The sequence below is a fragment of the Haloarcula sp. S1AR25-4 genome, from assembly GCF_031624555.1.
Classification (GTDB): Archaea; Halobacteriota; Halobacteria; order Halobacteriales; family Haloarculaceae; genus Haloarcula; species Haloarcula pellucida.
Genome location: NZ_JAMQOR010000004.1, coordinates 453,397 through 472,810 on the forward strand (window position 1 = coordinate 453,397; position 19,414 = coordinate 472,810).

Sequence of the window (19,414 nt, forward strand, 5' to 3'; positions counted from 1 at the left end):
AATAAAAGTAGAGGCGCTACTCTTTGACCGCGCCGGCGGTCATCCCGGCGACGATGTACTCCTCGAGGAAGGCAAACAGGATCAACAGCGGGATGATGCCGATGACCGACACCGTGAGCATCATCCGCCAGTCGGTCTGTAGCGCGCCGACCATCGAGAAGACACCGCGTGGGATGTTGTACTTCGCGCTGTCGGTGAGGAAGGTGAGGACGAACAGCAGTCGGTTCCACGCGTAGAGGAACGTGTAAGTGATGCTGGCCACCAGTGCCGGCTTGGTCAGCGGCAACACGATCTTCGTGAGGATCTGCAACTGGCTGGCGCCGTCGATACGCGCCGACTCCTCGAGCGCGACGGGTATCGTCTTGAAGTAGCCATACAGCATCCAGACGTTGAACGGCAGGGTGAACGCCGCCGCCGGGATGATGACGGCCAGATAGGTGTTGAACAGGCCGAACTGGGTGATGACGTCGAACAGGCCGACGATCAGCACGACCGGTGCGAACATCTGGACGACCAGCACGGAGAGGAGGAAGGTCCGCTTGCCGACGAAGTCGTTCCGGGCACAGGAGTACGCGGCCGGAATCGCCAGCAGGAGCGTGAGGACGACCGTCCCCAGCGAGATGATGAAACTGTTCCCGATCCACAGGAGCACGTCGGTCTGTGACCAGACCTCGACGTACGCCTGAAAGCTGGGGTCGGAGGGGAACAGCGTCGCCGGCGCGGAGAATATCTCCGATTCGGGCTTGAACGTGCTCGAGAACATGGTGTAGAACGGGAGCATCATGAGCCCGAGCAGCGCTAGCAGCACGCCGTAGAGGCGGACTTTGCGGAGGCCGCTCCGGTCGTGGCCCGCCATGGTCATAGCTCGTCACCTCCGCGCGTGTAGATGCGCAGGTAGATGATAGCGAAGACGAGCAGGAACAGGAACCCGATGACGCTGTAGGCGGCCCCGCGTCCGAGATTTCCGTTCTGGAGGCCGACTTGGTAGATGTGGATGACGAGCGTCGCCGTCGAACTGATGGGACCGCCACCGGTCATCGTCCAGATGACGTCGAAGCTGACGAACGTCCAGATGGTCGACAGCAGCGTGGCGATGAGTATGACGCTCTTCAGTTGCGGGAGCGTGATGTAGCGGAACTGGTGCCACTTTTCTGCGCCGTCGATGGCGGCTGCCTCGTACAGCTCCTGCGGAATCGACTGGAGCCCCGCGAGGAAGATGATCGCCATGAACGGCGTCCCGATCCAGATGTCGGCGACGACCACGCCGAGCCACGCTATCGATGGGTTCCCGAGGATACCGATGCCCTGCTCGATGACCCCGAGTTTCAGCAGGATGGCGTTGAGGTAGCCGAACTGCGGGTGCTCTATCCAGCGGAACACGACCGCCGAGATGGCGTAGGGGATGCCCCACGGGATGAGGAACGCGGTACGGAAGAACTTCCGACCGCGGATGTCCCCCTTGAGGTGGACGGCGATGAGCAGGCCCAGAACCGTCTTGCCGGCGACGCCGGCCAGAACCCAGCGCCCCGTCTGCCAGAGCAATCGGTAGAAGATGTCGCTGTCGAATATCTCGACGTAGTGCTGGAGTCCGACGAACGTCTCGATAGTGGAGTCGGCCGGCGACCGGTACAGCGAAAGCCGAAACGTCTCGATAATCGGGTACCCGACGACCGCCAACAGGAACAGGGCTGCGGGTGCGATGAGGAGATACGCACGGCTGTTTCGCTGGAGGTACGCCAACCCTCGTTCGAGACGTGAGTCCTCGGACGCCTCGGTATATTCCTCTGCCAGACTCATTCCTGTCTGTCACTCCATGGCATCTTCGAGATCACTCTGGGCGTCATTGAGCGCTTTCTGGGGCGTCTTCCGTTCTGCCAGCGCTTCCTGAATCGCCTGGACCATCCGGTCGTTGAACTCGCTGAAGTTACTGAGCTTCGGCCGAGCGCGAGCGTACTGTCCCGCCTCGACGAACGGCCCCCAGTTCTTCGAGTCGGAGAAGTACGACCGCTCGCCGACGGCTTCGACGACCGGGAGGAAGCCTTTCTGCTTCGAGTACTGGAACCGGCGTTCCTCGTCGAAGTAGAAGCGAATCAGGTCGCGTGCGAGGTCCTTGTGCTCGCTCTGACTCAGGATGGCGAGCGTATCGATGGTAAAGAGGCTGTATCGCCCCTCGGGCCCGCGGGGTACCTGCACGATGCCGTAGTCGAAGTCGACCTCGTCGTTCTCTTGTGCCGAGGTGATGTTGAGTCCGGTGTAGACGTGTCCGATGACCATTCCTAGGTCACCGTTCTCGAACAGTTGCCGAATGTCCTGCCGAGTCGACGAGAGCGGCGAGGACTGTGTGACGTCGTGTTCGAGGTGGAGGTCGGTGTACAGCGAGAGGGCGTCGACAGCCCCGCTGGAGTTTACGACCGGCATTCCTTCGTCGTCGACGAGGTCTGCGCCGTGCGACCAGTGGTAGTGATAGTACTGTGACCCGGTCTCGATGGCGTCGGCCCCCGCAAGCCCGAGGGCAGGCACGCTGGCATCGCTATCGCGGATTTGCTTTGCGGCGTCCACCATGTCCTGCCACGAATCGATCGACGGGTTCTCGGGGTCGAGACCGGCCGTCTCGAAGACGTCCTTATTGTAGTAGAGACACTTATTCGAGGCGGCCCACGGAACGCCGTAATGCGAGCCGTTGTACATCGTCCCCTCGGCGACGCCGTCGTAGAACTGCTCGCCGAACTCGCCGTCCATCATGTCGTCGAGCGGTTCGAGCGCGTCCTTGCCCACGAGTTGAGGGATCCAACGCGCAGGCCACCGACTGACGTCGGGTGCTTGGCCGCCGTCGACGCGGTTGTTCACGGTCTGACGGGCGTTGTCCCACGTAACGCTGGTGAACTCGACGTCGACGCCGTGTTCTTCTTCGAAGGCCGCGTTGTTCTCCTCGAAGAACTGCTTGATGTTGTCGCCGACGCCCATCGTGAGAAACTGGACGCTCTGGGTACCGCCGTCGCCGCCGTCACTTCCGCTACCACTGTCGCCGTCGCCGCCATCGCTTCCGCTACCACCGTCGCCGCTACAACCGGCGATGGCGATGGCGCCGCCTGCGCCGAGTGCCTGCAGTAACTGTCGGCGGTCGATACTGTCGTCGCTAGACTCGGGGTTGTTATCGGGCTGCATCATTAGTGTCACTCAGTCCCATGTACATAATTGTTTGTGTTTGTATCGCGTGGCTCGCTGTTCAGGCATTGTTCTCGTGAATCGCGACCATGAGAGCCGCGAGTTCCTCACCGATGATCGAGCGGATTCGGTCGCCCGTCTCGGCGCTCGCCCGCTTTGGCGCGCCGATGGCACCGGACGACGAATACGCGTCGAACGAGCGATAGACGGTAACGGTGCCCCCGTCGAGCAAGTCCTGTCCGCCCCACTCGTAGTGTTCGTCCATCGGTTCGCCGTCTCGGGCGTCCGGGTCGCCCACGAGGTCCGGTCGCAGGGCAAGCATGAGGGACGTCTCGAACTCGCCGCCGTGGGCCATCCCGCCCGTCTCGGTCGTCCGGAGTTCCTCGATTCGGTCCGATGCCAATCGGAAATACGTCGTCCCGAGTACCTCCGCCTCGGTGTCGACGCCGACGGTACTCACGACGGCGTCGATGAGCGGGCCGTTCCCGCCGTGGCCGTTGACGAACAGCACCGCATCGAACCCGTTCTGGATGCCAGTGTGTGCGATATCCTCCAGCGTCGCTCGCAGGTGAGCGAACTCGAGTGACAGGGTGCCGCCGAACGACAAGTGATGTGGCGAAAAGCCACTCCAGACCGGCGGTGTCACGACGACGGGAACGTCGTCTAAGCGCTCGATAGCGGCGTCGACCATCGCTTCGACGAGAAGCGTGTCGGTGACGACCGGTAGGTGGTTGCCGTGCTGTTCGACGCTCCCGACGGGGATGACGAGGACGGAGCCACATTGCTCGCCGACATCTCGGACCCCGCTCGCAGTCATCCCGGCCCATTCGCACTCTCTCTGACCGATAGTCTCGTACAACATGTTACGCCGACTCCGTCCGCCGTAGCTGAGTCATCGCTACGCGCTCGCCATCGGGCTCGAACAGATGCATATCGTCTGTGTGGAATCCCAGCGATATCTCGTCGCCCCGCTGCGGTCGGTATTCGCTATCGACCCGGGCCACGACCTCCGTAGAGCCGCCTGCCGTCTCCAGATAGAGGAAGTTGTCCGAACCCATCGGCTCGACGACGTCGACGACCGTATCGATGTACTCACCGGCGCCTTCGGCGACGAAGTCCTCCGGTCGCACGCCGAGGGTGTACTCCCCGGCAGGAATGTCGACGTCGAGCGTAAATCCGACATCGGGCGAATCGAATCGGGCACCGTCGTCGCTGGCCGTCACACTCACCTCGAAGAAGTTCATCGAGGGCGAGCCGATGAATCCCGCGACGAACTCGTTGTTTGGTTCGTCATAGCAGCGCTCGGGCGGGTCGACCTGCTGGAGTTCCCCCTCGTTGAGAATCACGATACGGTCGGCCATCGTCATCGCCTCCGTCTGGTCGTGGGTGACGTAGATGGTCGTGACGTCGAGTTCCTCCTGAATCCGCTGAATCTCCGTGCGCATCTGCGTCCGTAACTTCGCGTCGAGATTCGACAGGGGCTCGTCCATCAGGAACACCTCTGGATCACGGACGATAGCCCGTCCGAGCGCCACGCGCTGTTGCTGGCCGCCCGAGAGTTGTTTCGGCAGGTCCGCCATGAGATCCGAGATTTCCAAGAGCTCGGCGGCTTCTTCGACACGCTGTTCGATCTGGTCGTCGTACTCGCCGGACAGACGCAGCCCGAAGGACATGTTCTCGCGCACGGTCATGTGCGGGTAGAGCGCGTAGCTCTGGAACACCATGGCGATGTTCCGGTCCTGCGGACGGACGTCGTTGACCACTTGTCCACCGATGGCGATCTCACCGTCCGTGACTGTTTCGAGCCCAGCAATCATCCGAAGCGTGGTCGATTTGCCACACCCCGATGGGCCGACGACGACGACGAATTCCCCGTCTTCGACGGACAGGGACAGGTCCTCGACTGCAAGGACGTCATCGTCGTATACCTTGCTGACGTTTGATAGTGTAACCTCGCTCATACCGAGTGAGAGAATGGTCTCAATCATGGGTAATAAATGTTGGCAGTATCCGTCCCAGTAGACAACACAACCACGTCAAAAGCAGCGGTTTGGCCGTCACGCGGACGAAGGGAGCCAGAACCTCACGACGTTGCGGTGCTAACCGTGTCGGGGTACGTTGCTACTCGTGGGGTCTTCGAGACGGCCGGATACGGGGATGGTCGATAGAGCGCCTCTATCTGCAATAAATCGAGTCTTACAGGTTCGTTGGTTGGGTTTTCAACCCTATTGAAACGCGCTGAGTGACGTCCGTCGAAACGTCGGCGCAATCGAGAATGCGGCATTAGAGGGGCTATATCGTCGGAATCAGAACCTTGGCCCGGGAGATCGATTCCCCATGTGAGTTGTTGTCATTCTTCGTGGACCGATATCCCAATGAAAATAACACAGGTACGTTCGTTAGTGTATGAGGGTTGGACGGATGATACCAGTTTTCAACTCTGTTGGAAAATTTTTATGCGGTGGGGGAAGCTATTTCACTCTGGACAAAATAGGAGTGAGACATGCCGACGCAAGACAAGAAAACCATCAGCGCCGTCGAGACGACGTTGGATATCTTATCCGCTCTGGGCAAACTCGAGCCAGTGAGCCTCTCTGAACTTGCTACGCAGTTAGATATCCCCACGAGTACGGTCTTTATCCATCTCAACACGCTCGTCGAGCGAGACTACGTCGTCAAGGAATCGGGGGAGTATCGGCGGTCGTTCAGGTTTCTGGAGGTCGGCGGTAGCGTTCGCCACCAGTTGGACGTCGGCCGACTGCTCCGGAACAAGGTCGAGGAACTCAGCCGTAAAACCGGCGAAATTGCTGGGGCCGGGATCGAAGAGAACGGACAGAGGGTAATCCTCTATCGGAGTTCGGGTGAGAAGGCCGCTGGCGACGAAATTCCCATTGGCAACCACACCGAGATGCATTGGACGTCACTCGGCAAAGTGATCCTTGCGAACCTACCACTGGAGCGGCGGACGGAGATCATCGAAGCACACGGGCTACCGAAAGGCACCGAGGAGACACTGACGTCACGAAGTGATCTCGAAACAGCACTCGAACGGATTCGTGACCAAGGCTATGCGATAGACGACGAGGAGCACCTCAGAGGCGTCCGCGGCATCGCGGTGCCCATATTCGACGAAGACGAGGAAGTCATGGTGTCGCTGGGTATCACTGGCCCCAGAGACCGATTTACCTCTAGGTACATGGCGAATTTGCTAGAAGTGCTTCGATATACGAAAAACGAGATCGAAGTCCGCAATCAGTACTACGAATACAGCACTATTGATGGATAGTTAGTTTCTTCTCTTCTATATCTCCGAGTATGGGTACAGAATTAGGCATACTTTAACTATATTCTCCATATCGTGAGATAGTGGCCCATTCTCGCTGGTACTTCGCTGTGTTTGGTTTCGGCGTGTCTGGGCTAAGCAGTTCCGGTCGAGCGGAGATACCGCGACCAACGAATCGGTAGCTTCGCAAACCGGCGTCTCCAAACACCCCGATAATAACTAGCGCTGATAGAGGACAAACGGGTCTAGAAAGCGTCTGAGCGGACCAAAGTGCTACTCTTCAGACACGGGTTGGTTGTTCAGTAGCCGGAGCAGGTGGCTCGTGGGTCCCGAAGTCGCGGTGGGTCTCTTCCATCCAGATGGAGACGACTGTACCGGACACGGACAGCAGAAGTGCAGTCCTGTAGAATGTGGCTTCGACGTTCACGAACGCCATCCTGCAACCGCATCGACGAGTCCCTCCAGACAGGTCAACCTGATCCATCCGAGCAAAGTGCCGACTGAAAGACGGTTGCTGTCACTGTCAGACGCCAGCGATCGATCGGCCGTGCACTGAATCCGCATCGAAAACACCGTCTAGTCGAAGCACAGACTCCTGTCTGCCGTACTGTCTGAAGCACTGACAACTAAGTCATCTCCTCCCGTACGCCCTGTATTCGATGGCAACCGCCACTTCGTCGGACACCGAAAGCTGGTATTCCCAGAGACGCGGCCAGATATACGACACACTTGCGACTGACTCAGACGGGCTTTCGACCGAGGAAGCCACAAACCGCCTCTCTGAACACGGACCGAACCGCCTCCCGAAGGCGAAGCCGGTCACCGTCTGGCAAATCTTTCTCCGCCAGTTCAAGAACCCCCTCATCTACATCCTCGCCATTGCTGCAATCGTCTCGTTCGCCATCGGTGAGGGGACAGACGCCGGGTTCATCGCTGCGGTACTGGTGGTCAATGCGCTGGTCGGCGGGAGTCAGGAATGGCGTGCGGAACGCAGCAGCCAGGCACTACAGCAACTCATCCGAACCCGCGCGACGGTCATCCGAGACGGAGAGACGCGCGACGTCGACGGGGAGGCAGTCGTTCCGGGTGACGTCGTGCTTCTCGAATCGGGCTACCGCGTTCCTGCAGACGTTCGTCTGGTCTCGACACACGGTCTGGAGATCGACGAATCAGCACTCACTGGCGAATCAGCGCCCGTCCTGAAAGACGAAAACTGGGAAGGCGATGTCCGGACGCCGCTGGGAGACCGGCGGAACATGGCTCACGCGGGGACCGTGGTCAACCGCGGTCGGGGACGCGGGGTCGTCGTCGAGACCGGTACCGACACAGTCGTCGGCCGGCTGGCCGAGGACGTCACGTCTGTCGAGGGTGGGAAGCCACCCCTCGTGACGCGCATGGAGCGGTTCACCCGCGTCGTCGGACTCGTCGTACTCGTCGCCGCGGCGGTCACCGCGCTCCTCGGGATTTTCATCCAGCAGTACGACGCCGTCGAGATGTTCCTGTTTGCCGTCGCACTGGCGGTGTCAGCAATTCCGGAAGGACTCCCCGTCGGAATCACCGTCGCACTGGGCGTTGCGAGCCGGCGAATGGCCAAGGTTGGCGTCATCGTCCGACGTCTGGTGGCCGTCGAGGGACTCGGGAGCTGTACGATGATCGCCTCGGACAAGACCGGGACGCTGACGGCCAACGAGCTAACCGTCAAACAGGTTCAGCTCCCCGATGGAAGCACGTTCGAGGTGACCGGCGAGGGGTACACGCCGGAAGGGAGTGTCCTCCAAGACGGACACCCCCCGGAGCCGGACAGCGCAGACGAGTTGTCTCGTCTCGGCCGAGCGTCTGTACTCTGCAACGAAGGACAGCTGTCCCGACGGGGAGAAGAGTGGACGTGGCGCGGTGATCCGACCGATATCGCCCTCCTCGCGTTCGGTCAGAAACTCGGATGGGGCCGCCAGTCGGCGCTCGGTGCGCATCCACAGACCGACGAGATTCCCTTCGAACCAGAGCAGCGGTACGCGGCGACGTTCCACCGGACAGACGACGAGACGCAGGTGTTCGTGAAAGGGGCGCCCGAGCGTGTGCTGGAGATGTGTACGGCTGCAAGCGAAGGTGAGTTCTCACAGCAGGCACTCCAGCAGCAGGCAAACGAGATGGCTCACGACGGGTATCGTGTGCTCGCTATCGCTGACGGATCGCTGGAGCCGGACGCCGGGACCGGACACCCGCCACCCGTGCCGACAGAGCTGACGTTTTTGGGGTTTATCGGGTTGAGGGATCCGCTTCGATCCGGTGTCGCGGCGGCGATAGTGTCTGCACAACAGGCCGGCATCTCGGTCACGATGATTACCGGAGATCATCCGGAAACCGCACTCGCAATCGCCCGCGATATCGGGCTTGCCGAGTCCCCAGCGGAGGTTACGACCGGGGCTGAACTCGTCGATGCCTCGCGAGCACAACTCGAGGAGATTCTCGAAACGACTCGGGTGTTCGCGCGCGTCTCGCCGGAACAGAAGCTCAAAATCGTCGAAGCCGCGCGGAATATGGGACAGTATGTGGCTGTGACGGGCGACGGCGTCAACGACGCACCAGCGCTCCGGCAGGCGAATATCGGGATCGCCATGGGGAAGATGGGAACTGACGTGGCGCGCGACGCAGCAGACTTAGTGATCAGTGACGACAACTTTGCAACGATCGTCGCAGGCATCGAACAGGGCCGGATCGCGTTCGACAACATCCGCAAGGTGATCTACTTACTCGTCTCTACCGGCGCTGGCGAAGTGGTACTCGTCCTGATGAGTCTCGGAGCCGGGCTCCCGCTCCCGTTGGTACCCGTCCAGATCCTCTGGCTGAACCTCGTCACGAACGGGGTTCAGGACGTTGCTCTGGCCTTCGAACCCAAGGAAGGCGACGTGTTGAATCGCCCTCCACGGTCGCCGAACGAGCGGATTTTCAATCGCATCATGGTAGAGCGGGTGCTCGTCGCCGCACTCGTAATTGGCGTGATTGGGTTCGGGGCGTTCGTCTGGTTACTGGATCAGGGTCTCTCAGAGGCTGCCGCTCGCAACCACCTGCTACTGCTTATCGTCCTGTTCGAGATCGTCAATATCGGCAACGCTCGATCCGAAACGACGTCCCTGTTCCGGCTGTCACCGCTCCAGAGCCCGATCTTACTTACCGGGACGATAGGAGCGTTCGTGATTCACTTGGGGGCGATGTACTTCCCACCCGCGCAGGCAGTCCTCGGAACGGCACCCGTCGGTCCGGAACAGTGGCTCGTTCTCGGTGCGACCGCCCTGACAATCGCAGCCGCCATCGAACTCCACAAACTGAGCTGGACGGCCCGGTATCCTCGTTCCGAGAGAGAGTCACCCTCGCAAACTCACGAGAAGGAGACGTAAGGATCGGAGGCTGGCGGACAGGCAGTCGCGGCCCTCACCCGAACGTGGTGTTCGGGAACGGGCGACCGTCGAACCACTCGTTCGGCGACGCTCCCGGGAACGACGGTCGTTTGAAACGGAGATGTGAGCCCCGTTTTCGGGTAAGATCGTCCTAACAGAACCCTCCGACACCGCCGCACGGTCTCGGTCGTACGATGGCCGCCGATCCCACCGGTTGCGCTGGTACCCAGCCCTCATAGACGCCGTCAGCCGGTGTACTGCGCGCGTTGCGACCAGTATAGGCAACCTATTCAGGTGTCCGTGGGAGAACTGTATTCTGTGAATTCGACGAAACGAGTAGCGGTTTCGGCTGTATCACCGCGAATCCACAGCAGAACGAAATACCGCACCGGGAGCCGTTTCCGCAACGACCGCTCTCACCGCCCACAGCGAACGACGACAGAAACACGGCCGAGACTGCCGTCTCTCGTCGGCGGCGGGACGGCGATAAACGGACGTAAAATCGAGAACGTGCAGGATTAAATAACATAAGTACGGCTGTGAGTTCGCGGGCTCTCCGTCGCAATTCGGGACACGGATCGGTCGGGTTGTCGGGATTCGTCCGTATCGCAGGCCACACCTTCGAGTGGTGATGGGGAGCGAGACGGAGAAAGCAGAGCGTTTAGATGAAAATTGATTGTCAGTATCGGTTGCAGGTCCACGTGACCGGAAAGCACAACTGAATCGGAGATCGGAGACGTGCGATAGCAGTCGGACGCGGTCCGACGATACCGTTTCACGACTAGGTTGTGGCTGACCGTGCGAGTTTGGTAGTAGTCCGTGTCGTCACAGGCGTCGGTCGCCGGTCAGTAGTCGCGGCTGTTCGCGAGGAATCGTCCAGCACTTCGGTACTGGATACGTACGTGGTCGCGGTTCGAGTCGTCGAGCCACGTATCGGCGTGGCCCCCGTTCTGCCCACATCCCGTCCGGAATCGGTCCCACGAACCCCCGCAGGTCCGGCGCCGGTCACGAGAGCCGGTGTTTCGACACCTCGGCCGTCGCTTGCCGACGTGTCGAGCGCCAGCGTTCGAAGGCCCATCGTCGCCGAGACGACTGCCGTCGGGGCTGCCACAAGGAGGCAGGCCCGTCGTGAATTCGGCGGTCCCGAACCAGTCGTGGGGACGAACGGACTCGTATCACGTCCCTCCGATGTGGAATCGGCAGACATACGCACCGACTAAGCATCTCCGAAACGTCGCTCCCGGGAACCGACAGCGTTCCTACCGCCGGGGCGATACACGACCGTACACGCTCTATACCGTGCAGAGAGCGTCAGCGGTCGATAGTTTCGATTGTTTTGGTCAGTTTAGACAGTTCGACACGGGCAGAAGGTGCGCCCAGCGGCCGTCTTCGATGGTCAGCTGTAGTGGTCCAGCACCGGGAAACGACTTCGGAGCAGGGTCTGGAGGTGGTCGGCCTCCTCGAAGGTCGTCAGCCGTGCGTCCGGCAGTCGGTCACAGAGTCGACGAGTGCCCGCTACTGGGACGTTCGTATCCCGTACACCGTGCCAGAATCTGACGGGGCCGTCGAGTGTCTCGACCAACTCGACCCACGGTCGATCGACGAGGTGAAACTCGTGGGCGGCCCCGCGTCGATGCTCGCTGAACGCTTCGACGAAGTCGCGTTGGACGACCGCTGCGACGTCGTCGGGGACGGCGTCGGTGGCATCCTCGGCCGTGTACTGGTCGACCACGAACGACGGGTCGAGCCGCGCTGCCAGACCGGCCTGTACCCCGAAAAGCATCGAGAGCGCAGTCGGGAAATGGGCTGCGAGTGCGGACAGGGTACGCTGGACCAAAGGCGCCTCCGTCCGGAGCGCCGGCGGTGCCGGACCAGCGATGACGTCTGTTTCGAGAATCCGGTCTTCGAGCGTCGACGCTGCGGCGAGCGCGTGTGGACCGCCGCCGGAGAAGCCGACGACGCCCGCCGCAGAGACGCCGGCGTCGTCGAGGACTGCGCCCACGAACGACCCAGTGTCGGACAGCGTACGCGTCGGCCACGTCGAGGACCGGCCGAACCCGGGCCGGTCGGGAGCGAGAAGCCGTACCCCCGCCCGCTGTGCCTCGTCGTGAAAGAGCGAGCCGAGGAGTCGGGACCCCGGCGTACCGTGCAAGAAGACGACTGGGACCCCGTCGCTCGCCCCGTACTCCGCGTACGCGAGCGTTCGGTCGCCGGTGATAGTCGTAGTCCGCGTGCGTGTGTCGTCCGTGTCCGGACGCCGAACCGGTGCCAAAGCGCGCTCTGTCATCGTCGCCCGATACGGGTTCGGACAGTGAGTATTCATTGCCGGATCAGTCCGGTTTTATTTATGATGCCGTGCGAGTCGGGTCGTATGAAGCGGACGAGGTTCAGAGTTCGCTACCCCCCGGACCTGACACACCCGATGCACGACCGACTGATGACTGACACCGACATCTCTCGCGCGGAGCTGTTGATGTGGGGTCCGACGGCGGAAGTCACGACGCTTTGCTGGTACGACGGGACCGAAGCGGAAGTACAAACGGTGTTAGACGCCATCGACGCTGTCACGACGACGCTCGTCGGCGACGGAGACGGGACCTACGCGTTCGTCGAGCAGCGAGAGTTCGAGTTCCCCGACCCGGTGATGACCGTCGTCGCCGACGCCGGCGTCGTCTTTTTGCCGCCTGTCGTGTTCGAAGCGTCCGGTGCCGTCGAGTTCGAGGCCGTCGGAGATCCGGGTGCGTTGAGTGCCTTCTACGATGACCTCCGTGCGCTGGGAGACGTGACGATAGAGCGGGTGCGTGAGTTCCACCGGATGCGCTCGAACGCGCGACTCACGACGCGGCAGCGAACGGCACTGGAGACCGCTCTCAGCGTCGGCTACTACGAGGTCCCGCGGACGGGGACCGTTCAGGACGTCGCGGAGGAACTCGGCTGTGCACACAGCACCGCCGGTGAACTCCTCCGGAGAGCGGAGGCGGCCGTCGTGGCGCCGTACGCACGACGGTGAGGGTCCACGGTATATCGCCGTACGCAGGGGCAGAGCCACGTCGAGGCGCTACGAACGACCGGGTCGTACGACGGGCGAGCCGAGCGGAACCGGGGAGTGAGGCGTCAGCGGGCGTCGTCGACGCGATGGGACGACTCGTGCCACGCGTCGAAGTCTGACTGTCGCTCGAACTGGTCGAGAGACAGGTCGCCCTCGTCTTTCGTCGCACGGATCGCTCGCTGCATGGCGAAGTAATCGACCATACCGTACGTACCGACAGGGAGGCACCTCACTATGCAGTAGTTAACCGCGGGGGTACCGCCCCAGACCGGATTAACGAGATGTAAACTAGACCGACGAAACGCGGCGGAGACGACCAGCGCGAGTCGACGAGGTAGCGGAGAACAGCCGTCGAATCCGTGGTGTTTCGGACTCGGAGCACTGCGAACTGACGTCCGGGAGGTCGCAGGGCGGTGCCGACGAGCAGAGTCGGGTGCGTATAGTAGCCATTGAAAATCAATGCACACCCGACCGCATGACGGCGGTGCGGTCGGTGTGTGAATCGTTTCAATTGTTACTATAGTAGCGGCGCTCGTACGGGCGCTCGTAGACGACGGGCGAGAACGAGCCGTGACAGTACGTCGAGTGGGTGACAGCCCAGCGTCCGAATCGGGAGTCCCGGCGTTAGCTCGCTGCCTGGTTGACCGGCGATGCGTCCGTTTCGTTCAGCGTGACCTGAACGGAGTCACCGTCTTTCAGGACGTACGTGTTCGGGTCGACCTCCTCGCCGTCGACAGTGACGGTAAAGGACGTCTCGCTCCCGTTCCGCTGATAGACCGTCCCGTTGTAGGTCATCGAGTCACCGGAGACCTCCATGCCGGGGAACGTCGAGATGGCGTAGGCGGCCGTGAGGTTCAGCGAGTGACCGTGCCAGCGGGCGGCGTCCTCGTCGCCGTGGAAGTGGAAGGCCTCGGACGACATGACGTACCGCTCCTGCGTGAAGTCGACCGGTTCGCCGTCGACCGTCATGTTCAGTCGGCCGTGCGGGTGCGGGTGCGACTGTTCGACGAGTCGTCCGGGGACCTCCTGGTCGTGGTCGTCGACGCGGACGACGATTTCGTGAGCGGGGTTCATGTCCTCAAGTTCGTACTCGCTGGGGTCCTCGATCTCCGTGCCGGCGACCTGATACGTGATGGTCGTGTTCGTATCGCTCTCGTTGTACGTCTCGCCGTCGATCGTCAGCGAGTCCGGCTCGGCCGTGACGTTTGCCGCTTCGAGCGCTTCGGCGAGCGTCAGCGGTTCCTCGGCTTCCCAGGTGTGTTCGTCGGTCTCGTTGAACGAGAACTTCGCACCCGGTTCGGTGTCGAGGTGCTTTTCCTGTCCTTCGACGACGACGAGCATCCGTCCCGAGAGTTCGGACGCGGCGTCCTCGCTCGTCGTGTTCGTCTCCGTCTGCGCTTCGGTCGTCGCTTCGCTCGCCGTCGCTTCTTCGGTCGTTGCATCCGTCTCCGTCGGCGCCTCACCGTCGGAGCCACCGAGTGCGGAACACCCGGCCAGCAGCACCAGCAGCGCGGCGAGCACCGCCGTAATCTGTGAACGCGAAAGTTTGAGCGTCATGCGACCCCAGTTCGGTCCGTCGACGCCCTTATTACTCGGGCGGTAAATCCCACATAAACGTCAATGAGAATACTGTAGCAGTACGGTAACATCGAGAGCCACCGACTCCGGTAACCGCGCGTCCTCGGGGTGACATCACCCGAAAACGACGTGCCGGGGCGAGTAATAGAGCCTTACCGACGGCGATAGCCCGCGGTGACACGGAGGGCAGGTCACACGGTGAGACCACGCCAGCGAGGCCGTCTGTGGGGCGTAGAGGAAGCGAGCGGACACGCAGCGCTGTCGTGTCAGTCGGCGCTAAGCATTAGCACTCAGTTAGTAATTGTCCGTGTGGCCAACCGGCGTGTATGGACGTCACCGAGGCCGGAGACCGAGCAACGGCCGTATTGAGCGAGGTATCGAGCGCCGTCGTCGTCGACGAGGAAGTGCTGCGAATGATTCTGACCGGCGTCGTCTCGCGGGGCCACGTCCTGTTGGAGGACGTTCCGGGGACCGGCAAGACGCTGACCGCACGGAGTTTCGCGACGACGCTGGGACTCAGTTTCAACCGCATCCAGTTCACCCCCGACCTGCTCCCGACGGACATCACCGGGACGTACGTGTTCAACGAGAAGACCCGGGAGTTCGAGTTCAGCAGCGGCCCGATCTTCGCGAACGTCATCCTCGCCGACGAGATCAACCGCGCCTCACCGAAGACACAGGCCGCCCTGCTGGAGGCGATGGAGGAGGGACAGGTCACCATGGAGGGCGAAACCCACGACCTGCCCGAACCATTCTTCGTCATCGCCACCCAGAACCCGGTCGAGAGCGGCGAGGGGACTTTCCCCTTGCCGGAGGCACAGAAGGACCGCTTCCTCGTGAAGACGAGTCTGGGCTACCCGCCGAAACCCGGCGAGCGGGAGCTACTAGACCGGCGTGATGCCCGTGACGACCAGACGCCGAGCGCCGAACGAGTGCTGACGACGGCTGCCGTCAGAGAGTGGCAACAGGTCCCCGAGCGAATCACCGTCCACGACGACCTGAAAGACTACATCGTCGAAGTGGTGCGCGAGACGCGGATGGACCCTCGCGTGGAGGTCGGCATCTCTCCCCGGGGCTGTCAGCGGTTGTTCGAAGTCGCTCGGGGGTACGCCTCCCTGCAAGGTCGGACGTACGTCACGCCGGACGACGTCAAAGCCGTCGCCGACCCGGTACTGGCACACCGCATCGTGCTGACCCCCGACGCCACCATCGACCAGACGACCAGTAGCGACGTGGTCGACGACGTCCTCGACGAGGTACCCGTCCCGAGCGTCGGTTACGAGTAGCGACGGAACGCCGGGTTACCAGCGGAGCGCGACGGTCAGCAACACCACGGCGACGAACACCATCGCGAAGGAGGCAAGCGACAGTCCGTCGTTCGCGAACCCGCGGGCGAAGTGGACGACGGCGACGCTGGCGACGCCGACGAGCGCGGTTCCGACGGCGTGGGTCGCTTCGAGACGCCACGTCGTGGCCCGCCGGCCCAGCTGTTCGCCGACGCCGATGGCGTGTTCCCCGACGTCCCACGCAACGATGGTCCCGACGGCAGTACCGAGCAACAGCGTCACGTCCGCCGTCCGGAACAACCCCGCGAGGACGACACAGGCAAAGAGGCCGCCGGTCCCCAGTTTGACGAGGGAGCGGGACCCATCGCCACGGACTGGGACGAGTGCGGCGGCGAGGACGGCCAGACCGAGAAACCCGGGGAGCAAGCGGAGTAACTCGCTCAACGGACCGCTCTGACTGCCGAAGCCACCGATAGCGACGGCACAGACGACGCCACCGACGAGCGCGACGGGGAGACCGACGATGCGATAGCCCGTGCGGTAGGCGACGGCGCCGAGGGTGACGGCGCCCAAGCCGGCCAGTTCGACCGCCAGCCACGTGCCGACACCCGTCCCCTCACCGGCCAGTGCGAGGAGGACGGCGACGGCGGCGGTCACAGCGAGGACGCTACTGACGGGCGCGGGTCGCGGGTTCGAGTGCGTCGCGTTCATCCGTGCACGACCCCCGTTCGGCGGCGGAGCGTCGCAGAGAGTGGCTCGCTCGTCTCCCAGTCGACCGCGGTGACGTCGGACTGACGGAGGCGTCGTAGTCGGCTGTCTCGCTCGATGGTCGCCAACGCGCGGCCGCCGGCGTCGGTGTCGCTGACCGTCACGTCCGGCGAAATCACCGTCACGCGATGTCGTTCGGCCTCCAACCGCTGGACCGCCTCGACGACGTCGTCGCCGAGCAACGGCGAGACGACGAGCAGTTGGGTGTTATCGGAGAGACGCGCCAGCAGCGTCTCCACCTGCGCCTCGACGTCGACCGTCGTCTCCGACGCGGGCGGTCGTGCCTCGAACGCCGAGTGCGTCGCCAGCAGTTCCTGTACCCGAAGCCGGTGGCGGCGGCCGCTGCTGGGCGGGAGCCAGAGGTCGTCACGCCCGAACACCGACAGGCCGAGGTGGTTCTGCCCGTCGAGAACCGTCTCGGCGAGTTGCTGTGCCGCGCCGACGGCCGCGACGACGGCGTGTGGTTCGCCCTCGCGGCCCCGGTACGCCCCCGGCGTCGCGTCGACGACGACGACGACGCTCGCGGTCTGTTCCTCACGGAACTCTATCGTCGTCAGTTCGCCGGTCCGGGCGTAGCGGTTCCAGTCGACGCGGCCGATCGGGTCGCCCCGTCGGTACGACCGGGTCTGGTGAAACTCGGTGCCGCTCCCGCCGGAGTCGGCGGGGTTCTGCCCGGTCACGTCGAGGGTCTGTGACCGCAAGGGGGCTTCACCCACGTCAGTCGTACAGTCGACTTCGGTCTCCGTCTCTACCTCGACCTCGACTTCGTGGCCGCCGCTCGGGTCGCGGGCGATGGCCGTCGCCGCCTCGAACCGGTGTCGACCTCGCTTTGCCTCCATCGTGTAGGAGAACGAAGCGCGCTCGCCCGGTCGAAGCGCTGTGCCAAAGCGGGGCGTCCCCTCAGTCACGGCCAGCGCGGGCGGCACACCGTCGACCACACGCAGGTCGAATATCGGACGGTCGCCGACGTTCCGGACGGTCGTCGTCACGTCGACGGCCGTCCCGGCCTGCGGGTTCTCCTCGCTCACGCGACGCTCGACGTCGAGGCGCGGCTCCGACACCGACGAGAGGCGCGGGTACACCGCGTAGACGACCCCGAGCGTCGACAGCAAGAGCAACAGCGGGCGCTTCGCGAGCAACCCGACGCCGGCGGCCCCAAGCGTGAGGACGAGGATGCCGCGCCAGCGGTGGGTTCGGCGGGCGTCGCTCATCTGGGGCGCCCCCGTGTTCCGTCGTGGCGCTCGACGATGGCGGCCATCGTCCGCCGGGCGCGATAGCGCATCGGCGTCTCGCCGCGGGCGAGCGCCGTCAGGGCGGTCCCGACGACGTCGCTACCCTCGTCGTGAGCCAGAAACCGGGCCGCGACCGGGTCCTCGGTCCACGACCCCTCGGCGACGGCCGTCGCGGCCTTCGCTTCGGGCCACCCGCGTTCGGCGGCGACCGTCCGGACGGCCGCCTGTCGGAGGCGCTCTCTCACCGCGTCACGGGACTGCCGACCGACGACAGGGAGGAGGGGTCGCCACCCGTCGAGTTGCTCGTCGAAGCGCTCACCCGGTTCCGGCGCCGGCGTCGGCTGTTCGACCGCCGGCATCTGCCGCACGCGGACGCTGTCAGTACTCGTGAGGAACACCAACGCCCCCAGCGCGACGGCCACACCGCCGAAGGCCATCACGAGGAGGTAGTCGTTGTCGACGCCGTCGCGAAGCGAAGAGACGACGCCGCCGGCGAGGTCCCCCGCCGTGACGAACGCGCCGACCATGACGAGGAACCCGACGCCACCGAGGACGATGCGCGCCCACGGGAAGTCCTCGAGGCCGTCGAGACCGAGGTCCGTCGGCTCAGTCATCGTACTGCCCCGTCGAGCGGCGGAGGTACGTCGACGCCTCGCGAACGTCGCTGGTCGTGACGGCCCGCTCGCCGTATCGGACGTCCTCGAACAGGTCGGTGAGTTTCCGGACCGGTTCGCTGTGCAACCCGGCCTGTGCGACTGCCTCCGCGCGTTCGCGGGGCGTGAGCGACGGGTCGTCGGCGACCCCTGCACGGGAGACCATCTCCAGCCACGTGCGCTCTATCTCGTTCTCCGGAGAGCGCGCGGGCACCGTCGTCGTGGCCGCCCGAGCGTCGGTGTCTGTGCCCTCGCGGCCGAGATACGCACGGAGTTGGTCGAGAAGCAACTGACGCTTGTAAACGCCGAGTGCGATAGCGCCCAATACCGCCAACAGGGCCACCACAGCGAGCAGTCGTTCGAACAGTCGTCGGAGCAAGTCGAGCAGACTGTCGACCGGGCCGCCCGGCCCGAGGCCGGCCTGTCTCGTCAGCCCGCTCTGAGAGCCATCCGAATCGGCGGACTGTCCGGAACTCTCGCCCGCGCCGTCACCCGAATCCGACGTAGACTGACCAGACCGGTCGTCGGTAGGACGTGCGTCCCGACCTCGTTGGTTGCCGTCCGCCGAGGGGTTGCTCGTCGTACCCGAGTCACCTTGCGTGTCGCTCTGTCCCCCGGACTGGAGTGCGTTTTTGACCTGGTCGGCCTGCTCCGACGGAAGCGGGAGCGATTCGGTGTCGACGTCGACGACGTCGTCGGGGTTCCCCGGCACCGCGGTGTCGAGAGACGCCGCCATACTCACCATCGCGAACAGACAACAGCCAGCGAACAGGAGGGTGATTACGTTCTGGGAGTTCATTGCTCCTCGATGAGCCAGTCGCCGTTCAGGCCCAGTCGGTCGTTCGTCGGATAGAGTTTTGATAGTGATAATACGTCGGTGGAATTAAGTCGATTCCCGAATATGGGTGACGTAGAACGCATTGTCTGTGATTCGTAACTGCTCTAAACGGCGTTATTATACACCAGATAAGTGGTTCTATCAGGCCGGTAATAAACCGTTCTCCA

16 protein-coding genes and 1 pseudogene are annotated in these 19,414 nt (G+C 63.0%); 4 read left to right on the plus strand and 13 right to left on the minus strand.

Annotated elements, in window-relative coordinates; genetic code table 11:
* Positions 1-16 precede the first annotated feature (16 nt).
* The 5 genes from NDI85_RS19005 to NDI85_RS19025 form a co-directional block, all read right to left on the minus strand.
* The gene (locus NDI85_RS19005; protein WP_188996990.1) at positions 17-862 is read right to left on the minus strand and encodes a carbohydrate ABC transporter permease; all 846 of its coding nucleotides are present in this window, start codon (positions 860-862) and stop codon (positions 17-19) included.
* Positions 859-1,797, minus strand: coding sequence for a sugar ABC transporter permease (locus tag NDI85_RS19010; RefSeq protein WP_310916650.1), 939 nt, complete (start codon positions 1,795-1,797; stop codon positions 859-861). Before NDI85_RS19010 ends, NDI85_RS19005 begins: the two co-directional genes overlap by 4 nt.
* Positions 1,798-1,806: 9 nt before the next feature.
* A complete protein-coding gene (locus NDI85_RS19015; protein WP_310916651.1) occupies positions 1,807-3,165 on the minus strand; it encodes a sugar ABC transporter substrate-binding protein in 1,359 nt (452 codons plus the stop codon).
* A 61-nt stretch (positions 3,166-3,226) separates the two neighbouring features.
* Entirely contained in the window at positions 3,227-4,027 is an 801-nt protein-coding gene (locus tag NDI85_RS19020; RefSeq protein ID WP_310916652.1) for a creatininase family protein, read from the minus strand.
* 1 nt (position 4,028) lies between these two features.
* On the minus strand, positions 4,029-5,126 hold the full coding sequence (locus tag NDI85_RS19025) for a sn-glycerol-3-phosphate ABC transporter ATP-binding protein UgpC (RefSeq protein ID WP_310916653.1): 1,098 nt from the start codon (positions 5,124-5,126) through the stop codon (positions 4,029-4,031).
* Between the two features lie 542 nt (positions 5,127-5,668).
* Here NDI85_RS19025 and NDI85_RS19030 point away from each other — a divergent pair.
* Positions 5,669-6,451 carry an IclR family transcriptional regulator gene (locus NDI85_RS19030; protein WP_188996998.1) on the plus strand — a complete coding sequence of 261 codons (783 nt, stop codon included), beginning with the start codon at positions 5,669-5,671 and terminating at the stop codon, positions 6,449-6,451.
* Between the two features lie 277 nt (positions 6,452-6,728).
* Here the strand turns inward: NDI85_RS19030 and NDI85_RS22400 are convergent.
* Positions 6,729-6,893 (minus strand): annotated as a pseudogene (locus NDI85_RS22400) (MFS transporter); the annotation flags it as partial.
* Between the two features lie 214 nt (positions 6,894-7,107).
* On the opposite strand from NDI85_RS22400, the gene NDI85_RS19035 reads away from it, so the two are divergent.
* On the plus strand, positions 7,108-9,843 hold the full coding sequence (locus NDI85_RS19035; RefSeq protein WP_310916654.1) for an HAD-IC family P-type ATPase: 2,736 nt from the start codon (positions 7,108-7,110) through the stop codon (positions 9,841-9,843).
* Between the two features lie 1,396 nt (positions 9,844-11,239).
* Here the strand turns inward: NDI85_RS19035 and NDI85_RS19040 are convergent.
* Entirely contained in the window at positions 11,240-12,130 is an 891-nt protein-coding gene (locus NDI85_RS19040; RefSeq protein ID WP_310916655.1) for an alpha/beta hydrolase, read from the minus strand.
* Positions 12,131-12,214: 84 nt separating this feature from the next.
* On the opposite strand from NDI85_RS19040, the gene NDI85_RS19045 reads away from it, so the two are divergent.
* Positions 12,215-12,853 carry a helix-turn-helix domain-containing protein gene (locus tag NDI85_RS19045; RefSeq protein ID WP_188997007.1) on the plus strand — a complete coding sequence of 213 codons (639 nt, stop codon included), beginning with the start codon at positions 12,215-12,217 and terminating at the stop codon, positions 12,851-12,853.
* 104 nt (positions 12,854-12,957) lie between these two features.
* Here the strand turns inward: NDI85_RS19045 and NDI85_RS19050 are convergent, their stop codons facing one another.
* Together NDI85_RS19050 and NDI85_RS19055 are read right to left on the minus strand one after the other, a co-directional pair.
* Positions 12,958-13,095, minus strand: a complete 138-nt coding sequence (locus tag NDI85_RS19050; protein WP_310916656.1) for a hypothetical protein — start codon at positions 13,093-13,095, stop codon at positions 12,958-12,960.
* A gap of 421 nt (positions 13,096-13,516) precedes the next feature.
* The gene (locus NDI85_RS19055; protein ID WP_188997011.1) at positions 13,517-14,449 is read right to left on the minus strand and encodes a hypothetical protein; all 933 of its coding nucleotides are present in this window, start codon (positions 14,447-14,449) and stop codon (positions 13,517-13,519) included.
* 347 nt (positions 14,450-14,796) lie between these two features.
* Here NDI85_RS19055 and NDI85_RS19060 point away from each other — a divergent pair, with 347 nt between their 5' ends.
* Positions 14,797-15,756 (plus strand): MoxR family ATPase, encoded by a 960-nt coding sequence (locus tag NDI85_RS19060; RefSeq protein WP_188997013.1) that lies wholly within the window; start codon positions 14,797-14,799, stop codon positions 15,754-15,756.
* 15 nt (positions 15,757-15,771) lie between these two features.
* Here NDI85_RS19060 and NDI85_RS19065 read toward each other — a convergent pair whose 3' ends face one another.
* Genes NDI85_RS19065 through NDI85_RS19080 form a run of 4 tightly spaced genes read right to left on the minus strand, consistent with a single transcriptional unit; the run spans position 15,772 to position 19,208 of the window.
* On the minus strand, positions 15,772-16,467 hold the full coding sequence (locus NDI85_RS19065) for a hypothetical protein (protein ID WP_310916657.1): 696 nt from the start codon (positions 16,465-16,467) through the stop codon (positions 15,772-15,774).
* A complete protein-coding gene (locus NDI85_RS19070; RefSeq protein ID WP_310916658.1) occupies positions 16,464-17,735 on the minus strand; it encodes a DUF58 domain-containing protein in 1,272 nt (423 codons plus the stop codon). The genes NDI85_RS19065 and NDI85_RS19070 overlap by 4 nt, the downstream gene beginning before the upstream one ends.
* Positions 17,732-18,370 (minus strand): hypothetical protein, encoded by a 639-nt coding sequence (locus NDI85_RS19075; RefSeq protein ID WP_310916659.1) that lies wholly within the window; start codon positions 18,368-18,370, stop codon positions 17,732-17,734. Before NDI85_RS19075 ends, NDI85_RS19070 begins: the two co-directional genes overlap by 4 nt.
* Complete coding sequence (locus NDI85_RS19080) at positions 18,363-19,208, minus strand: DUF4129 domain-containing protein (RefSeq protein ID WP_310916660.1); 846 nt, start codon at positions 19,206-19,208, stop codon at positions 18,363-18,365. Before NDI85_RS19080 ends, NDI85_RS19075 begins: the two co-directional genes overlap by 8 nt.
* Positions 19,209-19,414: the final 206 nt, after the last annotated feature.